At 48.4% G+C, this 19180-nt stretch carries 19 protein-coding genes; 6 read left to right on the top strand and 13 right to left on the bottom strand.

Translation table 11 applies throughout. The annotated features are described in order from the left end of the window. Positions 1-74 precede the first annotated feature (74 nt). A complete protein-coding gene (locus tag K5Q99_RS18390) occupies positions 75-431 on the bottom strand; it encodes a MerR family transcriptional regulator (RefSeq protein WP_220777702.1) in 357 nt (118 codons plus the stop codon). Between the two features lie 3 nt (positions 432-434). Continuing rightward, complete coding sequence (locus K5Q99_RS18385; RefSeq protein WP_220777701.1) at positions 435-830, bottom strand: GFA family protein; 396 nt, start codon at positions 828-830, stop codon at positions 435-437. Positions 831-986: 156 nt separating this feature from the next. Here K5Q99_RS18385 and K5Q99_RS18380 point away from each other — a divergent pair, with 156 nt between their 5' ends. Together K5Q99_RS18380 and K5Q99_RS18375 are read left to right on the top strand one after the other, a co-directional pair. Further along, positions 987-1415 (top strand): acyl-CoA thioesterase, encoded by a 429-nt coding sequence (locus K5Q99_RS18380; protein WP_106651727.1) that lies wholly within the window; start codon positions 987-989, stop codon positions 1413-1415. Between the two features lie 62 nt (positions 1416-1477). Beyond that, on the top strand, positions 1478-1744 hold the full coding sequence (locus tag K5Q99_RS18375; protein ID WP_220777700.1) for a GNAT family N-acetyltransferase: 267 nt from the start codon (positions 1478-1480) through the stop codon (positions 1742-1744). On the opposite strand, the gene K5Q99_RS18370 is transcribed toward K5Q99_RS18375, so the two are convergent. The 7 genes from K5Q99_RS18370 to K5Q99_RS18340 form a co-directional block, all read right to left on the bottom strand. Then, positions 1741-2289, bottom strand: a complete 549-nt coding sequence (locus K5Q99_RS18370; RefSeq protein WP_006083741.1) for an HPP family protein — start codon at positions 2287-2289, stop codon at positions 1741-1743. The two genes, K5Q99_RS18375 and K5Q99_RS18370, sit on opposite strands and share 4 nt — an antisense overlap. A gap of 123 nt (positions 2290-2412) precedes the next feature. Then, on the bottom strand, positions 2413-2823 hold the full coding sequence (locus K5Q99_RS18365; protein ID WP_220591617.1) for an acyl-CoA thioesterase: 411 nt from the start codon (positions 2821-2823) through the stop codon (positions 2413-2415). A gap of 128 nt (positions 2824-2951) precedes the next feature. Next, positions 2952-5438 (bottom strand): toxin-antitoxin system YwqK family antitoxin, encoded by a 2487-nt coding sequence (locus K5Q99_RS18360; RefSeq protein WP_220777699.1) that lies wholly within the window; start codon positions 5436-5438, stop codon positions 2952-2954. Between the two features lie 140 nt (positions 5439-5578). After that, positions 5579-7384 (bottom strand): AMP-dependent synthetase/ligase, encoded by a 1806-nt coding sequence (locus K5Q99_RS18355; protein ID WP_220777698.1) that lies wholly within the window; start codon positions 7382-7384, stop codon positions 5579-5581. Between the two features lie 128 nt (positions 7385-7512). Beyond that, the gene (locus K5Q99_RS18350) at positions 7513-8823 is read right to left on the bottom strand and encodes an ABC transporter permease (RefSeq protein WP_220777697.1); all 1311 of its coding nucleotides are present in this window, start codon (positions 8821-8823) and stop codon (positions 7513-7515) included. Continuing rightward, positions 8820-9683: an ABC transporter ATP-binding protein gene (locus tag K5Q99_RS18345; RefSeq protein ID WP_107946177.1), complete on the bottom strand. Its 864-nt coding sequence runs from the start codon at positions 9681-9683 to the stop codon at positions 8820-8822. The genes K5Q99_RS18350 and K5Q99_RS18345 overlap by 4 nt, the downstream gene beginning before the upstream one ends. A gap of 53 nt (positions 9684-9736) precedes the next feature. Then, positions 9737-10108, bottom strand: coding sequence for a GntR family transcriptional regulator (locus K5Q99_RS18340; RefSeq protein ID WP_107946176.1), 372 nt, complete (start codon positions 10106-10108; stop codon positions 9737-9739). Positions 10109-10201: 93 nt separating this feature from the next. Between K5Q99_RS18340 and K5Q99_RS18335 the strand changes: the two genes are divergently transcribed. The 4 genes from K5Q99_RS18335 (at position 10202) to K5Q99_RS18320 (ending at position 14154) form a co-directional block, all read left to right on the top strand. Further along, a complete protein-coding gene (locus K5Q99_RS18335; RefSeq protein ID WP_220777696.1) occupies positions 10202-11854 on the top strand; it encodes an alpha/beta hydrolase in 1653 nt (550 codons plus the stop codon). A gap of 3 nt (positions 11855-11857) precedes the next feature. Beyond that, on the top strand, positions 11858-12592 hold the full coding sequence (locus K5Q99_RS18330; RefSeq protein WP_106648662.1) for an ABC transporter ATP-binding protein: 735 nt from the start codon (positions 11858-11860) through the stop codon (positions 12590-12592). 94 nt (positions 12593-12686) lie between these two features. Then, a complete protein-coding gene (locus K5Q99_RS18325) occupies positions 12687-13826 on the top strand; it encodes an ABC transporter permease (protein ID WP_220777695.1) in 1140 nt (379 codons plus the stop codon). 79 nt (positions 13827-13905) lie between these two features. Further along, positions 13906-14154 carry a hypothetical protein gene (locus tag K5Q99_RS18320; RefSeq protein WP_220777694.1) on the top strand — a complete coding sequence of 83 codons (249 nt, stop codon included), beginning with the start codon at positions 13906-13908 and terminating at the stop codon, positions 14152-14154. Between the two features lie 72 nt (positions 14155-14226). On the opposite strand, the gene mog is transcribed toward K5Q99_RS18320, so the two are convergent. The 4 genes from mog to K5Q99_RS18300 all read right to left on the bottom strand — a co-directional run. Further along, the gene (gene mog / locus K5Q99_RS18315; protein ID WP_106648670.1) at positions 14227-14760 is read right to left on the bottom strand and encodes a molybdopterin adenylyltransferase; all 534 of its coding nucleotides are present in this window, start codon (positions 14758-14760) and stop codon (positions 14227-14229) included. A 253-nt stretch (positions 14761-15013) separates the two neighbouring features. Further along, positions 15014-15973: a carbohydrate kinase family protein gene (locus tag K5Q99_RS18310; protein WP_107946169.1), complete on the bottom strand. Its 960-nt coding sequence runs from the start codon at positions 15971-15973 to the stop codon at positions 15014-15016. A gap of 119 nt (positions 15974-16092) precedes the next feature. After that, positions 16093-18489, bottom strand: a complete 2397-nt coding sequence (locus K5Q99_RS18305) for a TonB-dependent receptor domain-containing protein (protein ID WP_220777693.1) — start codon at positions 18487-18489, stop codon at positions 16093-16095. 278 nt (positions 18490-18767) lie between these two features. Further along, the coding region (locus K5Q99_RS18300) for an MFS transporter (protein WP_220777692.1) at positions 18768-19180 on the bottom strand (413 nt) is incomplete at its 5' end.

Here is a 19180-nt window from a genome sequence, read left to right as displayed (position 1 = left end):
ATATTAGGATTTAAACGCGGAACTGAGCGACTGAACCGAATCGCTAAATAGGTGGCTAAATGGAATCGCTACGCTTAATCACTGAAATGCGTTTGGTAATAGCAGATTTTTTGCTCGAGGGCGATCAGGTGCGCCTGCTCTTGGCGAATACGCTCAGCCAATTGTGTTGCATGTTGCTCAAGCAATTGCTGTCGCTGGCCAGCGGTTGCATCGCCTTGAGCACGCAGTTCGGCATAGGTCAAAATCTGCTTTAATGGCATGCCCGTTTCTTTTAAGCGATTGATAAACTCAATCCACTGCGCCTCTTTCTCAGCATAATCGCGGTGCCCGCTCGCATTTCGCACCACAGACTGCAGCAGGCCGATTTTCTCGTAATATCTGAGCGTGTGCGCCGATAAACCTGTGAGTGCAGCAAACTGACCTATGTTCATAATCTAACGATCCGCAGGATGATTAACACCATCATTAGTAGGCACCTCACCCAGTTCATAGGGATTCACACCTTCGAGGCAACCAATATTGTAACCATATTCATGGGGATTGGAGCGCCGCTGGTGATGGGTGTAAATGCCACAAACGGAGCAGAAGTAATGCTTGGCGGTTTTGGTATTAAATTCATAGCATTTCAGCACATCTTCACCCTTGAGGATCTTAATCCCCGCCAGCGGAACCGAGCCGACAATCGCGCCCTTACGGCGGCAGATAGAACAATCGCAGCGGCGAGGATTTTCAATGCCATTAGGCAGCGATAATTGCAAAACCACAGCGCCGCAATGGCAAGAGGCTGTGTGTTCAGCTTGAATATGGGTGTTTCCGACTCGTTTAATCATGCACTGCTCCTTGTTTCGCTTAATGTTATCGCTAAATGTCCATAACGCTATGGCTTGTCGCTTGTACTTTATACTGCTAGTCTGACCATCTTAAACGAGCGTTTCAACTCGCATTTTTAGATGGACAATTCAATGCCAAACACACTGGAAAACACAATGGAAAAGTTTCTCGCACAGCACCCTATAGTGACCGAAATCCCTGTGGCTTGGGGCGAAATGGATGCGTTGCAACACGTCAACAACGTCGTCTATTTCCGCTATTTTGAAACAGCCCGTATCGACTTCTTCAATCGCCTCTTCCCGCTAGATACCCTATATAAATCAGGTATTGGCCCAGTTATCAGCGAAAATCAGGCCCGCTATAAACGCCCAGTGACTTTCCCCGATACTCTATTAGTGAGTGTCAGCATTAGTGATATTCACAGCGATAGATTTACCATGCATTATCAAGCTTTTAGTAAACAGCAGCAGGCAGTAACCACCTTAGGCACTTCAGTCGCGGTAATGTTTAACTTTAAAACCGGCAAGAAAGCCGAGTTACCCGCAGAACTGCTGACGATTCTCAAACAGCACGAAGTCGCTTAAGCTAACCAAATCGATAGCTAAAGTGCCAGCACACTTTAGGCCATACCTTGAGGGAAGCATATATGTTAGATAACGAAAGTATCGAGATAGCCACTGAACATCAACAGGATAAACAACGTTTTATTATCCCTGTAGATGGCTATGAAGCCGTGTTGGAATACCAATTATCAGGCAAAGATATCGATTTTAGCCGCACCTTTGTCCCCAACGAACTGCGCGGTAAAGGACTTGCCGAACGCTTAGTTCGCCACGGGCTTAAATGGGCCAAAAGCCAAGATTTGACTATCCAAGCCAGCTGCTGGTATGTGCAGAAGTTTTTGAAAAGCTAAATCCAATACACAGGGTAATGGCGCTTGGGATCGGTGGAGAGGTTATTGACTACCAGCGCGACCAGTAAGAGTAATACTGAGCCGAGAAATACTGGCATTAGCGCGTAGAGAAAGCCGAGTTGATGTACGTTCTCACCGCCTATCACGGCAATCAGTGCCGTTGCACCGCCCGGTGGATGCAGAGTGCGAGTCAGATACATGAATGCGATAGACAGGGATACTGCTAAGGCGCTAGCTAGCACCACATAATCGCCACACACTTGGTACACTGCGACCCCAATTAAGGCCGATAAGACACTGCCGCCAATCAAGTTACGCGGCTGAGAAAACTCTGCCAGCGGTGCGCCGTACACAAGCACAGCTGAAGCGCCGAATGAACCAATCACAAACATAGTGCCAACGAGGTTTTCGCTCATATAATTTGCGAGACTCGCGACCAAGTAAATGCCACAGAAAGCTCCCACCCATGACCACACAATCTTTTTAAGTGGCTGTCTTGGTGGGCAAATGTCCTTCGAGCGCATGCGGGTAAAATAGAATCTCATGGTTAATCCGAACCGATAAAAATGAGGCGATACAGATAAGTGATCTGCATCACAGTTAACGGGTCGACAAATTAACGCTTCAGCAGCGCAATTGCAATTGCGCTGACCGAGAGACGGAAAAGATTAAGCACTTTCACCATTCAGGTTGGCGAGCATTTCGCGGATATCTTCAGGAATAGGGCGACTCTTTTCGCAGCTGTAGTCGTAATGCACCAGCGTAGTTTTCACTTCAGCGGTTTTATTGCCGGCTTGCCAGCAGGTTTGCGTCAGCTCGAAACTGCTGTTGCCGATACGGCTGACATAGGTTTTCACCGTAACGCTCTTGCCGTAATAAGTCGGCGCGATAAAGGCCACGGTAAAGCCGGCCACGATAAGATTCCACTGATGTAAATCCAACTCTGGATTAAAAATCTCGAAGATTGGTGTGCGCGCGGCTTCGCACCATACGGGGATCACTGTGTTATTGATATGGCCTAGGCCATCGGTTTCTGTGAATCTTGGGTGGATTTCGAGGCTGTATTCGGTAACTGACATTCGGGCTTCCTTTTTATTGTTATTCTATAAACTGATGAATTTAATGCTTATCGCGATTAAGCTACCCGCACCAAATTCATCCTTTATCCCAAGCCTACCAGACCCTAAAGGCTAAACAAACCTAGACCTTAGAATTGGCAACTGGCAGTTTCTGCCGTTTGCTTGCCATTGGCATCATACTTTTTAAAGCATCCTGCCTTACCCATATCATAAATTTTTTCATATTCTAACTTGCCGCTACGATAGGACTTAAACACGCCATGGCTTTTTGGGTTTTCTAGGTGATAAATTTTGCGCCCTTTGGTCACATGCGAATAATCGGAAAAACCCGGCTCTTCCTGATAAATCACCCCATTGATATAGCGTTTATGGACCACATGTTGTTCATCGATACGCAGCATTTCACTCGATAACTTGCCATTGATGTCGTAACAGACTTTATCTACGGCATAATTGCTATCTAACTCTTCGATGCAATTCACAGCACCGTTATCAAAATATTCCCGCTGTATACCGCAGCGCGCAATGGCGTTATCCCAGAAATAAGGTTCACCGTTCCAGGTTTCACCTTCTTGCTGGCAGTAGTTCCAAAAATGCTTTAACTGGCCATTCGGATAGAAGCTGTAATGGGGGCCAGAGAGACGGTTATTCACCAGCTGACCATATTGAGAGAGTGAGTATCCACCATCTGTGGAATAACTGATACTTGGGCCATATTCCTTACCCGCTTTAAAGGCCTTCATATACTTTAAACGGCCGTTGGAATCGAATCGATATTCTTTATCAACTGACCCATTAGTGTAATAGCTTAATTCGGATAGTCGGCCGCCGCGATACACGCGCTGCTCACCATCTTTAATCGAGCTAGTCTCAGCATTTTTTGAGTTTAACACGCCCTCACAATCGCCTGTGTAAGGCTCTTTTCGCATCATGCATTCATCCTGCGAGGGTTTAAGCTTAACGGCTGCATTAAACTTATACTGACTCAACTCATTGAGATCGCCGTTAGGCTCGAGCCACATTTGTGGGCCATCTAACTCGCCATAGCGATAGTTAGCAACATTGCTGACGGCATTTGGGCCTGAATACCATAAGCTTTCACCGTGGAGTCGGCCCTGATCATAATGTTTAAGGGCAAACATAAAATTATCTTTATTGAATAACTTTGCCTCACCTTGACGTAGGCCATTCTCATAGCTGACTTCAGTCTTGTAGAGATAGGTAACGGATTGCTTAGTGGTAAAAGCATCGTTAGCATCTGGCGTTCGGATATATACCCAAGGGCCTGAACGTTTGCCATCGAGGTAGCTGCCTTCACCGGTTTGAAAGCGATAATCCCCTTGGGTGACCTTTTCCACCCAAGCGCCTTGTTTTACGCCCTTTTGATATTGGCCTTTACTGCCATCGGACTCGAGCCACTCACCATCTTTTACGCCATTGAGATAAATGCCCTTTTCGGACAACTTCTTCGCGCCATCGGTGCTCGAATCGTAATCTGGGGTATAGATTTCGCTCGGGCCATCGGGCACGCCCTTGTTGTAGTGAATAAAGCCGTAGTTATCGGCGTCATCCATAATAGACTGCAACACCCATTTGCCCTGCTTTTGGCCGTCGAGGTACTCGCCTTCCCAATAGGTTTCACGGCTGTCGGCTTCAATCCACTTACCCACTTGCTTACCTAGTTTATAGTCACCGGCATACATCACACTGCCATTGCGGGCATCGTAGGCGGCAAAGTGACCATCAAGCTCACCCTGCACATAATGGGCTTCACTGGCAACGCCAGCCCAAGTACTGCCCATGCTCATATATTCATAGAAAGCGCCAGTACGCGGAATTTTGTCGCTGCCATTTTTAAGCCAATCGATGTCGTCGGCCTCGTAACCAATAGCCACCAGCATAAAGCCGCCATCTTCTTCGACATAGGCACTGCGATCAAAGGTCGCGACTAGACTGTATTTTCGTTCACGCCCATCGGCATCTTTATCGGTGCGAGTCACGGGATAACGCAGCTTGTACTCCACTGCGGTTTTCACATCCGTCGGCGTACCTTCAGAGTTTCGATAACCGATTAAGGTTGGCTTGAGCTTAGATGACCCATCAAGAATCGCTTTGATGTCAGGATCTTGGACACCCTCAGCCTCATAGGTCATACGGTATTGCTGTGGCGGAATTTGGCTTAGCACTTTACGGACACCGCCCACGGTAAATGTGGTAATGGTCGGTGCTACTGCATCGAGCACAACTTGTAGACGCGGTAGTTTAGTCAGCTCTTCCCCCTCAAAACCATAGCCGCGCAGATGCTGACCATCTTCATCCTTGAGCATGACGATCACTTCTTTGGTGCCACCCTTATCGAAGTCATAGTAAAACACCGCCACAATTTCAGCGCGGCCGTAATCGTCAATGCGCACGCCTGGCGCATCGCCGTAGAGCATTTCGCTCCATACGTGCTGGTCTTTTTGATAGAAATCGAGCCATTGGCCGTTAGGAAGATCCACGGGACCGTGAACCACTTTATCGAAATCCGCCGCCACCGCAGCAGGAATGACCGCAAAAGAAGAAAGTAACACAGCACCGACAGCGGCGCATAAATGACGAATCGAAAGTTCCATTTAACTATCCTTTACACCGACACCTTGCGCCTCGTGCGCACCAGTAAACGGGGCGAATTTTAAGCTAAGTTAGACGCTTCAGGAAGTAGCAGAAACAAAAAAGGCCGCAATAGCGGCCTTTAGTAACAATGACTTAACAATCAGTTGTTATACATAGCATTTATTTCATGGGCATACTTATGGTAAATCATTTTGCGGCGCAACTTGAGCGTTGGGGTAATTAAACCCGCTTCCATCGAGAAAGCTTCAGGCAAGAGGGTGAACTTTTTAATCTGTTCAAATCCCGCCAGCTCATGCTGCAACTGCTTTAAGCGCTGCTCAAAATGTTCAACCACATGGCTATGGCGCAGCAATTCTAAAGGCGACTCATACTTCAGCCCTTTGTCCTTCGCCCATGCTTCCAGTGACTCAAACGCTGGCACAATTAAGGCGGTCACATAGTTACGCGCATCGGCAATAATCGCCACTTGTTCGATAAAAGGACAACAGCCCACAGCGCCCTCAACCCGTTGCGGCGCAATATATTTGCCGTTAGAGGTTTTCATTAACTCTTTGATACGGTCGGTAATAAATAAGTTACCTTTCGCATCGAAACGCCCTGCATCACCGGTTTTTAACCAACCATCTTCAAATGCAGCAGCGGTATCTTCAGGACGATTGTAATAACCACGCATCACAGTGTCGCCACGAACTAAAATCTCATCGTCCTTACCCAGCTTAATTTCGATTTCAGGTAGGACTTTACCGTTTGATCCGGCAACACGATTATCCAAGGTGTTACAGGTCACAGTGGCGTTGGTTTCGGTCATGCCGTACCCACAAAGTACAGGAATATTAATCGCATGAAAGAAACTGCCAACATTCACATCTAATGCCGCGCCACCGCAGGGCATAAACTTCAAACGTCCACCGAGCACAGCTTGCAACTTGCTATACACAAGTTTGTTAGCTAAACGCCATTGCAGCGATAACCATAATCCGCCCTTAGCACGACCTTGGCCGACTTCGAACTGACGCCCGCCAACGCGCATAGCCCAAGCAAACAGCCTCTTACGGCCATCGGCTGACTTGGCGACTTTATCTTGTACGGCGCTGTACACTTTTTCGAGGAAACGCGGCACCACACACAAGGTATGTGGACGTACGGCGCTAATCGCCTCTTTCACTCTTTGGGTATTTTGCAGATAAACGTTATGACCGCCACGGCACAAAACGTAGAAACTCCAACTGCGCTCAAATACATGACTTAATGGCAAAAATGCCAAAGACACATCGCCAGCTTTAAAAGGCAAAATATGATCGTGTTGACGTATAGTCGAGGCCATATTGCGGTAATCCAGCATCACGCCTTTAGGATCGCCCGTGGTGCCAGAGGTATAAATTAAGGTCAGTAAATCATCGAGATTAGCCGCCTGTAAACGCTGGTTAAGCTCAACTTCTTGCTTAATCGCTTTCGCATCGTCCGCTAGTAGGGCATCTAAATGCCAATGCTGAAAAGCTTTGTCGGCTGCGAGTGCCACGCTGGCATCAAAAACAATTACATGCTCTAGGCTTGGGCATAAGGTTTGAAGCTCGCAGGCCATAGCATATTGCTTAGCATCGTCGACAAACATAACCTTCGCCGCGGCATCGTTAACGATAAAGCTTGCCTGCTCGACGGTACTGGTGGGGTAAATCGGCACCACAACGGCGCGACTTTTAAGTGTACCGACATCGGCACAGGTCCATTGTGGGCAATTTTGCGCCAGAATAACGCAACGGTCTTGCACTTGTACGCCAAGTTCGATCAACACTTGTGCAATTTTACTGCTAATTTGGTCAAAGGCCTGCCAACTCACCTGATACCAAGGAGCGGCCATTTCAAAACCTTCCAGCGCTATCGCGTCTTTTAAAGACTCGCTCTGCTGCTGTAATAGTCGAATAACATGATATTGTTCGAGAGACATAAGAGACTCACCTTTTAGCTTACAAGTGTACCGCTTTTGCGCCATTCTACCTGAAGGCCAGCCAAAAACTAAGAGTTTTTGCTCTAATCTTGTGCAAGCTAAGTCCCAATATCGCAATCTATATCCGTTTAGCCGCTAATGACATCTCCCTTCCAGAGGGTTTTCTTGCCCCAAAACAGGACTATGCTCCCAAGTATCATTAAGAGCATATCCCAGATAAACCAATCACCTAGATTGCCGCCATCGCGTAACGATGCAAGGCTGATGGACACCCAAAGGGAATGTCCCGCGACAAACATCATAGTGAGCGTGACATGCAACACTCGGCGACACATACAGCCAAAACCTAAGGTCAAAGCGCAGGCCCAATAAGTGCTGAGCACCAGATGACCCACTAACGGCATATTCAGATCACCACTGAGCCAACCCAGCAGTAAACTACACGCCAGCATAATGCCGACGACCACATTCAGCAGTCGTTGCTGCCCACGGCAAAAAGCCGCAATGAGCCCTTTTCGGCCATCAAACCCAGGCATCAGCAATAAGGTTTCGGTCGAGCGCGAACGCTGCACTCGACTCCAATGCACCAGAGCACAGCTAATCACGCTGAACTGTGCCAACAGCAGTAATACAGGAAAATTCTGATGGAATTGGTGCGATAACACCCCAAGTACTAAACAGACTGCCGGTATAAGCAGCAATAAAATCGTCAGCATAGGACCGATAAAAAAATTGGTGGGATGCAGATAACGCTCAAAGCGGCTCAAAATGCGCATCGATTGCAAATTTGGCAGCCAGAACCAGCCCATTTCGAGGCCATTGAGGTACACGGTTCTCGCCTCAGCACGCCAAGGTAAAGCACGGCAGGCACGGATAATGAAAGCACCTAGCGCCACCAGTGCAATCGCGCTTAACCATAGGGGAATATAAGCTGTAATCAAAGAGATAAATGGCACTAAAACAAACAATAAAAAGGAAGCGTAAAACCACTGAGTGCTGAGTAAACACAGGCAAATAAAGGCAAAACTCATCACCAAGGCCAACACTAAGGTGGGTAGACTAGACGTTGAACCCAAAGCTAAACAAAACAATACGCTTATGCCAAATACGCTGGTTAACACCGCTGCACTTTGGATATAAATATGGCGGCGATAATGGGGAATTAACTGGGCGCACTCGCTCGCCATCAAACGTATGAGTTGCCATGCCACCGCCGCCGAGCTTGAAACGATTCCCATAGAAAACAACAATTCAGCACTGTCGCTTTTGCCCTGCAACGCTGTAATGCAACCTAAAACCATTCCCAGTAAGCCGGTACCTAAAAAGCTCACACTGCCGACGTCAAAACACCAAAGACGCAGCATGCCATTAAATGGATTCATCAACCGCGCGCCTTTCATTTTAGCTGTCGGCGTGATGTTAAGTTCTGGCGCACTCATCTGTGTAGCTCCATAAAAAGCTGTTCCAGATTAAGCGCTTCGTTCTTTAACACGCCCGATATTGGCGCGCTGTGCTCGCCTAAATCCACCAGCACTGAATCACCGACACGACTCAACACAGTGACCGACTCAGGCAAAACCGTTTCGGGCGCGAGAGTGAGTAAACGCACTTGTTCCCGTAGGGAATCGATTTCTTTAAACAGCACTAATTCGCCCTGTTTAATCAGCGCCACATGACTGGCAACCCGCTCGATATCTGAGGTGATATGGGATGAAAACAGTACAGCGGAACCCGATTCGAGGGCGAGATCGAACAAATCGACCATAAATTTACGCCGTACAATCGGGTCGAGACTGGCGACGGGCTCATCGAGGATCAACAGCTCAGGGCGATAGGCCATCGCCATAATCAAGGCTAGCGACTGCCTTTGCCCCACAGATAAACGTTGCACCTGTTGAGTCACATCTAGCTCGAACCGTACTAGCCAATCTTGCTCTAATTGCATGTCCCAATTGGGATAAAAACTGCGGTGTAAATCGAGAGCCCGTTCAATGGTAAAACCTTCATAACCAAAAGGTTGCTGCGGCACATAACCTAAACGCTCCTTTGCCTTTGAGGTTAAGTTTTCGGGCGTTTCGCCTAAGGTAACAATACTGCCTGAATCCGGCATGAGCACACCCAAAGCGCAGCGCATTAGGGTCGATTTACCCGCCCCATTTTGCCCTAATAGCCCAACCACCATGCCCGCCGACAAGGTTAACGATAAATCCTTAAGCGCCCACTTTTCACCTGCGCCTTTACCGCGAAAGACTTTATTCACTTGGCTAAATTCAAGTATTGGTGTGCACGCTTGGTCCATCGAATATCATCCTTTTTTATTCTATTTTATCGATAAGTGACAGTTGGTTAACGCTAGTCTTGCCAGCGTTCATTTATCAATTGCATTAACTCGGACAGGCTGACGCCTAGCTGTTTAGCCTGCGACAACAAAGCATCGAGTTGGGGTTCGAGCATGCTCGCCCCCGATGCCATAGTCTCAGTGCGCTGCGCGACTTTTGTCGCTTGGCCACGGCGGCGTTCAAGCCACCCCTGATCGACAAGCTGCTGAATCGCACGGGAGACAGTCATAGGATTCACCGCAAGATACTCGGCAATCTGGCGTACAGAGGGCAAGACATCATCCACTTGCAGTTGACCGCCCACAATTAAACGCACGACTTGTTCGTGTAATTGCTTGTAAATTGGTTCACCACTACTGGGGTTGACATTTAAAAGTTCTAACATTAGCCTCTACACACTGTATTAATACATTGATACACCGATACACCGGTAGTTAAATTAACACACTCGTCCTGAAATGCAAAAAGGAAAGCGCGCATGATAGATAGCATGACACACAGGAAGTTAAGCAAAACCGCTCAACGCCCTTCGCCAACTCGGCCACGGCATGGCGCTACTAATGCCACATGGTGCACGCGTATTTTAAGCACGCGCATGTTAAGCATAAGCGCACTTATGCTGGCGATGGCAAGTACGACGACGTGGGCGAGTGATGTAAAAAGCCAACAGACACAAGCGGCTGATATCGCTAGGAACATGGCGAATAACACCGACACTTGTTATGTGGAAGGCGTATCCGATCGCCTAAACTGCGGTTTTGTGACTGTGCCAGAAAATCCTAACAAACCCGATGGCAAACAGATCCAAGTGCATTACGTCGTTTTGCCCGCGGTGAAAAACGTCAACCATGAAGAAGCCTTACTCGCCATTGCTGGCGGCCCAGGACAATCGGCCATAGACAATGCCACAGGTTTCGATGCCATGCTGAGCAAAGTCCGCCAACAGCGGGATATCTTGCTGATCGACCAAAGGGGCACAGGCCGCTCGAATCTGCTGACCTGTGATGAAGGCGCGCAATCTCCACTGTCATTCGATGATGACAATGCCGACACTTTAGCCGAAACCCAAAAATGCTTAGCCAAAATCGATGCCGACGTCACCCAATACGGTAGCCTCAATGCGATTAAAGACTTCGAAGCCGTGCGCCAGCATTTGGGCTACAAAAAATTGCATGTTTACGGTATATCCTACGGCACGCGTATGGCGCAGCTTTACATGCGTTTATACCCTGCACACTTAGCCACAGTGACCTTAGACGGCATAGTGCCAATGCAGCAAAGCGTGTTAGAAATCGGCGCATCGATTGATCGAGGCTTTGATTTACTCTTTAAGGATTGCCAAGAAACCACCGCTTGTCATGCCCAGTTCCCTGAGCTTAAAGCCGAATTCGACCAAGTCGCGGCCTCACTCGCCAAAGCGCCTGTGATGGAAAACGTCTACGACCCAGTCACAGGTGAAAAGACTATGCTGACAATGACGCGCGGTAAGTTCTACGGCTCCATCCGCATGGCGCTGTATCAAGCCAATGTGCGCGCCTTAGTGCCCCATGCAATTCATCAAGCCGCGAAACACAACTTCCAACCCATACTCGGTTTGTATTCCCTCACTATCGACAATGCTGGCATGGCGATGGGTATGCACGCATCCGTGGTCTGTGGCGAAGATATGCACCGTATTACGCCCGCCATGCGCGAGCAGGCTCAGCATTCCTTTATGGGCAAAACTATGCTCGAAGGCTTAGAAGCCACTTGTGAAGTATGGAAAGTCCCCGCGGTCGATGACAGCTTTAGCGAGCCCATCAGCAGCGATATTCCGACCTTGTTGTTATCCGGCGAAATCGACCCTGCGACACCACCGAGTTGGGGCGAGTTAGCGATGGAAAAACTCACCAATGCCAAGCACTTTGTCGCACCCTATGCGACCCACGGCGTGGCCTATCAATCCTGCGCCAATAACCTGATCGCCGATCTCGTCCGCTCGGGTTCCGTTAAGGATCTCGACGGCGAATGTTTAAAGAAAGATGTGCGCCGCAGCTTTTATTTAAATGCCAGCTCGGTAGAACCGCTTGATGCGACCGGCACAAAAACCATAACGACTGATGATAACGCCAGCACTGGGGCCAAGGAGTAAGCCATGATCAAAGTATCCAACCTTTCCAAGCGCATCGGTGACGTACAGGCGCTCAATGACTTAAGTTTCGTCGCACAAAACGGCCAAATAACAGGATTACTCGGCCCCAACGGGGCGGGTAAAACGACCTGTTTACGCACGATTTTTGGCTTGCTGAAACCCGATAACGGCAAAGCAGAAATCGAAGGCATAGATGTCGCCATCGACCCTATCGGCGCTAAGCAGCAACTCGGATTATTCCCCGACCCTTTTGGTCTGTACGAACGTTTAACGCCGCGGGAATACATTCGTTATTTTGCCGAGCTAAGCGGCTTATCACCCAAGGAGGCCAAAGAGGCCACCAGCCAAGTGATTGCGAAATTACGTTTGGAAGACATTAGCGATCGCCGCTGCAAGGGCTTTTCCCAAGGCCAAAGGATGAAAACCGCCCTCGCACAGGCCATAGTCCACAGCCCGAGTAATATTATCCTCGACGAACCAACCCGTGGACTCGATGTGATGAGCACTCGCCTGCTGCGTGACATTCTTATCGATCTTAAAAATCAAGGACATTGCGTGCTGTTCTCGAGCCATGTGATGCAGGAAGTCGCCGCACTGTGTGACCAAGTGATCGTTATGGCTCAGGGCAGAGTCGTCGCCATTGGTAGCCCAACAGAGCTTTGCATTCAAACAGGCAAAGACTCGCTCGAAGAAGCCTTTATTCAACTTATCGGCACGGATGAAGGGATAGCGGCATGATGACTCAGCAAAGATTACGGCCGCAGGTTTTAACCTTTAAGGCCTTGATATGTAAAGGCGTGGCATTTAAGAACATGGTTAAAGGAATGACAGCATGAATAAAATAATGGCTATGGTTCGTAAAGAACTCATCGACGCCGCCCGCGATAAGCGCTCCGTGATGGCGGGGCTTTATTACGCCATAGGCACGCCGCTGATCATGTGCGGCCTGTTTATGGTGTTAATTGGTCAGCTAACGAGTCCAGACGATCTTAAGATCACTATTACCAACCCTGATAAAGCGCCGGATTTAGTCCGTTTTTTATCGAATAAAGGTATTAACAGCGGTGAAGCTAAGGACAGTGAACTTAAGGCCATAGAGCTTATCATCAGCACAGACTATGCCGCGCAAATGAACCAAGGCAAAGGCGCCGAGATCACGATTGTTGCCGATAATTCCAATGAAAAACTGCAAAACTCGATTCGCCGACTCGAGAAGCAACTGCAGTCCTACAGCACAGAAATGGGCAGTCTACGGCTGATAGCCCGCGGTATCGATCCCCGCGTGATGCAACCACTGAAGGTCAATGTCCATGACCAAGCGACCAGTGACTCTAAGGGCGGGATGATCTTAGGCATCGCGATTTTCACTATGATTTACTCGGTATTTATCTCGGGTATGAACCTCGCCATAGATACCAGCGCGGGTGAACGTGAACGTAACTCGCTGGCTTTGTTACTTAGTCATCCACTGACGACGCGCCAATTAGTGCTGTCGAAAATCATCGCAGTGAGTCTGTTCGCTTTGCTCGGTTTAGTGCTGATTTTGCTGGTGTCTAAAATCGCTTACACCTTTGTGCCTTGGCAAGAACTCGGCTTTAGCGTCAACATCACCACGGAATTTATGGCGCTGATGTTAGTGGTCGGTATCCCTGTTGCGTTAATGGCCGCTTGCCTGCAACTGTTTGTGTCTTTCATGGCGAAAACCTTTAAGGAAGCCCAATCCTACCTGACTATGGTGCTGTTTGTGCCCTTAGCCTTGTCGATGGCCGCCAGCTACAACATAGCGCCAGATATGCTGCAGTGGCTGCCAGTCTCGGGTCAGCAACAGGCCTTAATGGACTTTATCAAAGGTAAAGACTTGCCCATGTTGCAGTTACTGGTGTCGACCTTAGGCACACTCGCCATTGCGGTATTGCTGGCGTTTGGCATGGAAAGGTCGCTCAAGAGTGAAAAAGTAATCTTCGGTTTGTAAGGTAAATCGATTGCTCAACTTGGCGGCGATCGCCAAATCGTCTCCAAGTTGAAAACCTCAATAACTACGGGAGTTTGTTATGGAAAACGAGTATGTCTTAATGGTGATTATGGTCACCTTCATCATAGGAATGAGTGCCACTGAGATGCTTAAGCACTATCTAAAAGCACGCCAATTTGGAGTAGGCGCCGCAGACGATAGACATCTTAAGGATAAAGTGACTCAACTCAGCCTACAAAACCAAGCACTGATCGAGCGAGTACAAGTACTTGAAAAAATCGTGACAGAGCCAGAGTACGAGCTAAAGCAGCAGATTAATCAGTTATGAGCCCTAAACGAACAAAACAATAAAGCCATTGAATTTCAGTGGCTTTATTGTTTTTACAAGCTAGATAGAAGCTTACTTAGCCTTAGGCCTGAATGGTTTGATAACCGACTCATTGCACTCTAAATACGGGCCTTCCATCAAATCGATACAGTACGGAATGGCGGGGAACACGGCATCTAAACATTCGCGAATCGATTTTGGCTTGCCGGGTAAATTCACTATCAAAGAATCACCCCGTAAACCTGCGGTTTGGCGCGATAAAATGGCTGTCGGTACAAACTTTAAGGATTCAGCACGCATCAACTCGCCAAAGCCAGGCATCATGCGATCGCATACGGCTTCTGTGGCTTCAGGGGTAACATCGCGTTTCGCAGGTCCTGTGCCACCCGTGGTGACAATCAAACAGCAGTCCTGCTCGTCGGCCATTTTGATCAGCGTCGCTTCAATCACATCCTGCTCATCGGGGATCACTTGATAAATCGGCTCCCACTCGCTGGTGAGGTAGTCGTTGAGCGTGTCGATAATCGCCTTGCCTGAGATATCTTCATAAATCCCCGCGCTGGCGCGATCGCTTACCGTCACAATACCGATTTTTGCTTTGCTCATAGGAAATCCCCAATGATGTTGAAATAAAACATACCGAAATAAAAATGTCGACATCTAGCATGGAAGAAGCCGCTGCAGCTTCGACCTTAAGTCGCAGCTAAAATAGCATAAATGCTCGGAAAAGGGGGCGACTAAAACGTGATTAGGTTCGCGCTCTGCCATTGAAAAATGACGAGCGGAAAATCTAAAAGGCAAAAAATCCAAGGTCAACTCAACAGGCTCGCCTTGGATTTTATCGTTAATACAGGCAGGTTTAGCTAACCTGCGCCAACGTAGGTAAGGAGGGAAACGCGCCCTTTTGTCCGCAGGTAATCGCGCCGCAGCGAGTTGCAAACACCACCGCCGCCTCTAAGTGCGCTTTGCTTTCGAGCCTTTGTTTCAAGGTCAAATTGCCTAAATCGTATTCCAGCTCTAAGCCTAAGGCGAACAGGAAGCCTGAGATAAAACTGTCGCCCGCGGCCGTGGTATCGACGGCTGAGATTTTGGGGACGGGTACGCTAAACCTTTGCTGCGCTGTGATGCATTGCACTGGGTTGGCGCCATCGGTGACCAAAATCACCTCAACCCCTTGGGCGAGGCAGAACTGCAGATAATCTTCAAAGCTCTTATCCCGCGCCAGCGCTAAATAGTCCGCTTCTTCGCGGCTCATTTTCAGCACTTGAGTGTAGCGAAAACACTGCTCAACCCGCTCGGCCAGCAAGGACGTATCCTGCCACAGGGATAAACGCAGGTTCACATCGAAACTCACTAAAGTCGCGAATGCATTGGCACAACGCGCACCATAAAGGCTAGTGTTAAAGATGGCGGTTTCGGTAAAGGTATTCGAGCAAAGGTGAAAGATATCAATCCCCTGCCATGGGATATTGTCAAAATGCTGATTGCTGTAGCGCATATCGGCTGTGCCATTTCGGTTGAACTCAAAGGTGCGCTCACCCTGTTCATCTAAATTCACCAGCACAGTCGCGGTAGCGGCGCCCGGCACTTCGGCAAGATAATCGGTCGCCACCCCCTGATCCGCTAAGGCTTGCTTTAACATAACGCCATAATGGTCGGCGCTGATGCCACCGGCAAAGTAACTCTTACCGCCGAGTTTAGCGTAACCCACGGCCACATTAGCGGGCGCGCCACCCGCAATCGGCTGATGATGTTTGCCCGTGGCATCGGTCGGCAGCAAGTCTACTAACACCTCACCGAAACTGAGTAATTCCGTCATTTCCACTCCAACTTTGTATTCTATATTCTGCATTCTGTAGCAGGCAAAAAGCCCACTTTCATGGGCTGTTTTGGGCTTAACATTTTTTCTGTAAAAACAGTTTCTGTAGCAAGATCCGCTTAGAACTCGTATTTAAGCGTCGCACTCGTGGTGCGGCCATTAATGGTACGGGCACGGATGATATTGTTATCAGGGATTGAGCCTTCTTCCGCTTCAGTAATACCAGTGGCATTAAACAAGTTGTTGACGTTTAAAGACACACTCATAGCTTCGGTCAGATTGTAAGTCGCAAAGGCATTTACTTGGTTGTAGCCGTCGAAACTTAAGTCGTTATTATCTTGAGCATAAGAATCCGTGGTACCGATTAAGTTAACGCCCACTGAACCTTGGTCAAAGTTGTAACGGCCCATCAAAGAGTAGATAAAGTCAGCCTGTCTTCTTGGGGTGTTACCCACCACTTCTGGCGTTAATGCATCTTTAGCAATCTCAGCATCGGTCCAGGTTAGGTTGCCTCTAAAGTCGAAGTCACCGATAAAATAGGCAGACTCGATTTCGATACCTTTGGCTTTGTACTTACGGTCGAAGAAACGTTGGCTGGTGGCTTCAAAGTTTTGCTCTTCGGTTTCAGAGTAGAACGCCGTCGCGAACACAGACAAATCATCGTAACGGTACTTAACACCTAACTCATATTGGTCAACGATATCAACCGCATCTTCCTTCGCCACTGAACCATCGGCACGCACTTTACCAAACAATAGACGGTCGGCATTGGCGCGGCCACCGTGGCTCAAGCGACCAAAGGCGGCTAAGTCACTGGAAAATTGATAATTAGCACCTAATGAGTAAGAGGTGTAGCTCCAATCGTAATTCACTGGCTGAGGGTTCGCATTATCGATAGAAGACACGCTCTGCTCAGGGATTGAAATCACTCCATCGAGATTCATATCCACTTGCGATTGCACGCTACCCGCGTAGTTACCGCTGGCATCACCACTGTCATAACGCACACTGGCATCGAGCGACAAGTCACCAAAACTCGAGGCTAACGCGAGATAAGGCGCTTTAATGCTGTAGTCGGTATCGTAATTACGTTGGCAACAATTTCCCCAGTAAGGCACGCCATAACCATAGAGGCCATTGTCAGAATAGGCCGTGCCATCGGCGGCAACCACATCTAATAGCGCGGCATTATCGCCTTTGACTTCCATCAGATAAGAGTTCCACATCCAACTCATGCCGATGTTTTGGGTGGCATTGTAATAGCCTAAGGTCACACTGGTATCGTCGAAGGTTTTAGTCAATTTAAAATCGTTTACGATTGAGCCAAAGTCATTCATCTGCACATCAAAGGTATTGATACGCATGGCTAAACCGTCCATCTGACTACCCGCATTAGGGCCATTGGCGTAAATCAACTTAGCGCCAGTGCCAGCAATACTGGTGGCAATGTCGCTACCGTTAGCCACTTCAGCTGGGAATGGCGCAATGAAGTTGCCGCTCACATCGGAGAAGCGGAAACGGTTTTCGACCTGCCAATCGTTACCTAAATCGAAGGAGGCTTCTAAGCCGACAGAATTCACCACAGGATTCATGCCATCGCGCATATCGCCACGGCGACGTTCGCCGTCGGCACCTAAGCTCAAGGTTGATTGGAAATACGCGGATTGAATCGCATCGGATTTAGCATCAAAACCTGGGATTGAACTGCCATCCGAGTACATAGGCATAGGTAAGTAACCTATGCTTTTATCGTCTAAATGTTTGAAATACAGGCGAACATAGCCTTTATCAAATTCTTTGGTTAAGTTCGCTTTGATCTGGCCGCCTTTATTGGCGTTATAGCCAGCGTCGCGTGGGCCTTCACCGGTGCGCACAAAACCGCCCACATGGAAACGCAGGCTGTCGTTGATGCTAGTGCCGTATTCAAAATCGGTACGGAAGGTATCGTAATCCAGCCCTAAGGTGGTAGCCACACTGCCCGAATCCGAGGTGCCCGTTTTACTGATCACGTTGATAATGCCGCCGGGCGCATTACTGGCCGCAGTCGATGCCGAGCCACCACGGATAGATTCAATGGTTTGCACTGTTGAATCTAAGCGTAAAAAGATGTCTGCGTTACCGAAGGCGATATCGCCAAACTGTAGGATTGGCAAACCATCTTCTTGAATTTGTAGGAACTTAGCACCACCAGACGCCACAGGTAAACCACGCACGGCAATGTTAGCGTTACCTTCGCCACCAGTAGACTCAACCTTCATCCCCGGAATAATACGAAATGCCTCGGCCGATGAACGTGGCGAGCTCACTTCCAGCTCAGCCAGTGACACGCTGCTGACTGACACACTCGAGTCCATAACACGAGTGCCGCGGGCAACCCCAGTCACGGTAATTCTTTCTAAACCTAACGCGTCTTTCTTGGCTTCTTCCTGTTGTGGTGCGTCGGCAGCCCAAAGGTGAGAACTCACCAACACGGCCAATGTACTTAACAAGAATTTCTGTGATGTGCTTTTTATCATTTTTATGTCCCCACCCATATTTGAGATGCAGCCCTATCTCCCCATGGCTGCATCTACCGAATTGTGATTAATCGAAGAACCATCTTAGTGATTGCTCAAGGCCATATCGAACTTAACCTCGAATCAACTTAATCGATTAAGTTAACAAGTTAGCAACTTGGCAACAAAAAGCAAGTGCGTTTTTTGCACAGTTTTGGTTCGCACTCTAGGTGTACTAGGTCAAAGTATTGATTAATTGAAGAAATGTGACAGAAAAATATTTTCTGTCACAGCCCAAATTAGTGCGCATCGAAAGTTAACAAATGACGGGCAGGATCTTTAACGAGATTAAATCCGCTCAGGAGGCATAACAAAATGGCAAAACCAGTGGCGAGGTAGAAGCCATATTTAACATGGCCGAAGATATCGCCCACGAACCCCATCAACAAGGGGCCAACGGCGGCGGACACGGCAATAAAAAACAGAATCACCCCAGCCACAGAGCCATGCTGATCTACAGGGAAACAGCTAATCCCCTTAGAGTTAAGCGTGGGATACATCATCGACATAAACAGCCCGGACAAGGGCAACAAGATAACAGCTGCCTCAATGCCGTAGATCATAGACCCAAGATAACAAGCACTTATCGCGAAGCTAAACCAGAACATTACTTGCTGCCACGGGAAGCGATCGAGCACCCACCCCCCTAAAA

This window comes from Shewanella hafniensis (genome assembly GCF_019655335.1).
GTDB classification, from domain to species: Bacteria; Pseudomonadota; Gammaproteobacteria; order Enterobacterales; family Shewanellaceae; genus Shewanella; species Shewanella hafniensis.
The sequence above is the reverse complement of the archived record's forward strand: the minus strand, read 5'-3'. Positions and strand labels throughout refer to the sequence as shown.

What these genes read in the sequence shown, in the direction of transcription:
- mog (WP_106648670.1), bottom strand. Translation starts at nt 14,760, where the DNA reads ATGAGCAAAGCAAAAATCGGTATTGTGACGGTAAGCGATCGCGCCAGC.
- K5Q99_RS18305 (WP_220777693.1), bottom strand. Translation starts at nt 18,489, where the DNA reads ATGATAAAAAGCACATCACAGAAATTCTTGTTAAGTACATTGGCCGTG.
- K5Q99_RS18325 (WP_220777695.1), top strand. Translation starts at nt 12,687, where the DNA reads ATGAATAAAATAATGGCTATGGTTCGTAAAGAACTCATCGACGCCGCC.
- K5Q99_RS18360 (WP_220777699.1), bottom strand. Translation starts at nt 5,438, where the DNA reads ATGGAACTTTCGATTCGTCATTTATGCGCCGCTGTCGGTGCTGTGTTA.
- K5Q99_RS18320 (WP_220777694.1), top strand. Translation starts at nt 13,906, where the DNA reads ATGGAAAACGAGTATGTCTTAATGGTGATTATGGTCACCTTCATCATA.
- K5Q99_RS18370 (WP_006083741.1), bottom strand. Translation starts at nt 2,289, where the DNA reads ATGAGATTCTATTTTACCCGCATGCGCTCGAAGGACATTTGCCCACCA.
- K5Q99_RS18340 (WP_107946176.1), bottom strand. Translation starts at nt 10,108, where the DNA reads ATGTTAGAACTTTTAAATGTCAACCCCAGTAGTGGTGAACCAATTTAC.
- K5Q99_RS18330 (WP_106648662.1), top strand. Translation starts at nt 11,858, where the DNA reads ATGATCAAAGTATCCAACCTTTCCAAGCGCATCGGTGACGTACAGGCG.
- K5Q99_RS18335 (WP_220777696.1), top strand. Translation starts at nt 10,202, where the DNA reads ATGATAGATAGCATGACACACAGGAAGTTAAGCAAAACCGCTCAACGC.
- K5Q99_RS18385 (WP_220777701.1), bottom strand. Translation starts at nt 830, where the DNA reads ATGATTAAACGAGTCGGAAACACCCATATTCAAGCTGAACACACAGCC.
- K5Q99_RS18375 (WP_220777700.1), top strand. Translation starts at nt 1,478, where the DNA reads ATGTTAGATAACGAAAGTATCGAGATAGCCACTGAACATCAACAGGAT.
- K5Q99_RS18365 (WP_220591617.1), bottom strand. Translation starts at nt 2,823, where the DNA reads ATGTCAGTTACCGAATACAGCCTCGAAATCCACCCAAGATTCACAGAA.
- K5Q99_RS18350 (WP_220777697.1), bottom strand. Translation starts at nt 8,823, where the DNA reads ATGAGTGCGCCAGAACTTAACATCACGCCGACAGCTAAAATGAAAGGC.
- K5Q99_RS18380 (WP_106651727.1), top strand. Translation starts at nt 987, where the DNA reads ATGGAAAAGTTTCTCGCACAGCACCCTATAGTGACCGAAATCCCTGTG.
- K5Q99_RS18345 (WP_107946177.1), bottom strand. Translation starts at nt 9,683, where the DNA reads ATGGACCAAGCGTGCACACCAATACTTGAATTTAGCCAAGTGAATAAA.
- K5Q99_RS18390 (WP_220777702.1), bottom strand. Translation starts at nt 431, where the DNA reads ATGAACATAGGTCAGTTTGCTGCACTCACAGGTTTATCGGCGCACACG.
- K5Q99_RS18310 (WP_107946169.1), bottom strand. Translation starts at nt 15,973, where the DNA reads ATGACGGAATTACTCAGTTTCGGTGAGGTGTTAGTAGACTTGCTGCCG.
- K5Q99_RS18355 (WP_220777698.1), bottom strand. Translation starts at nt 7,384, where the DNA reads ATGTCTCTCGAACAATATCATGTTATTCGACTATTACAGCAGCAGAGC.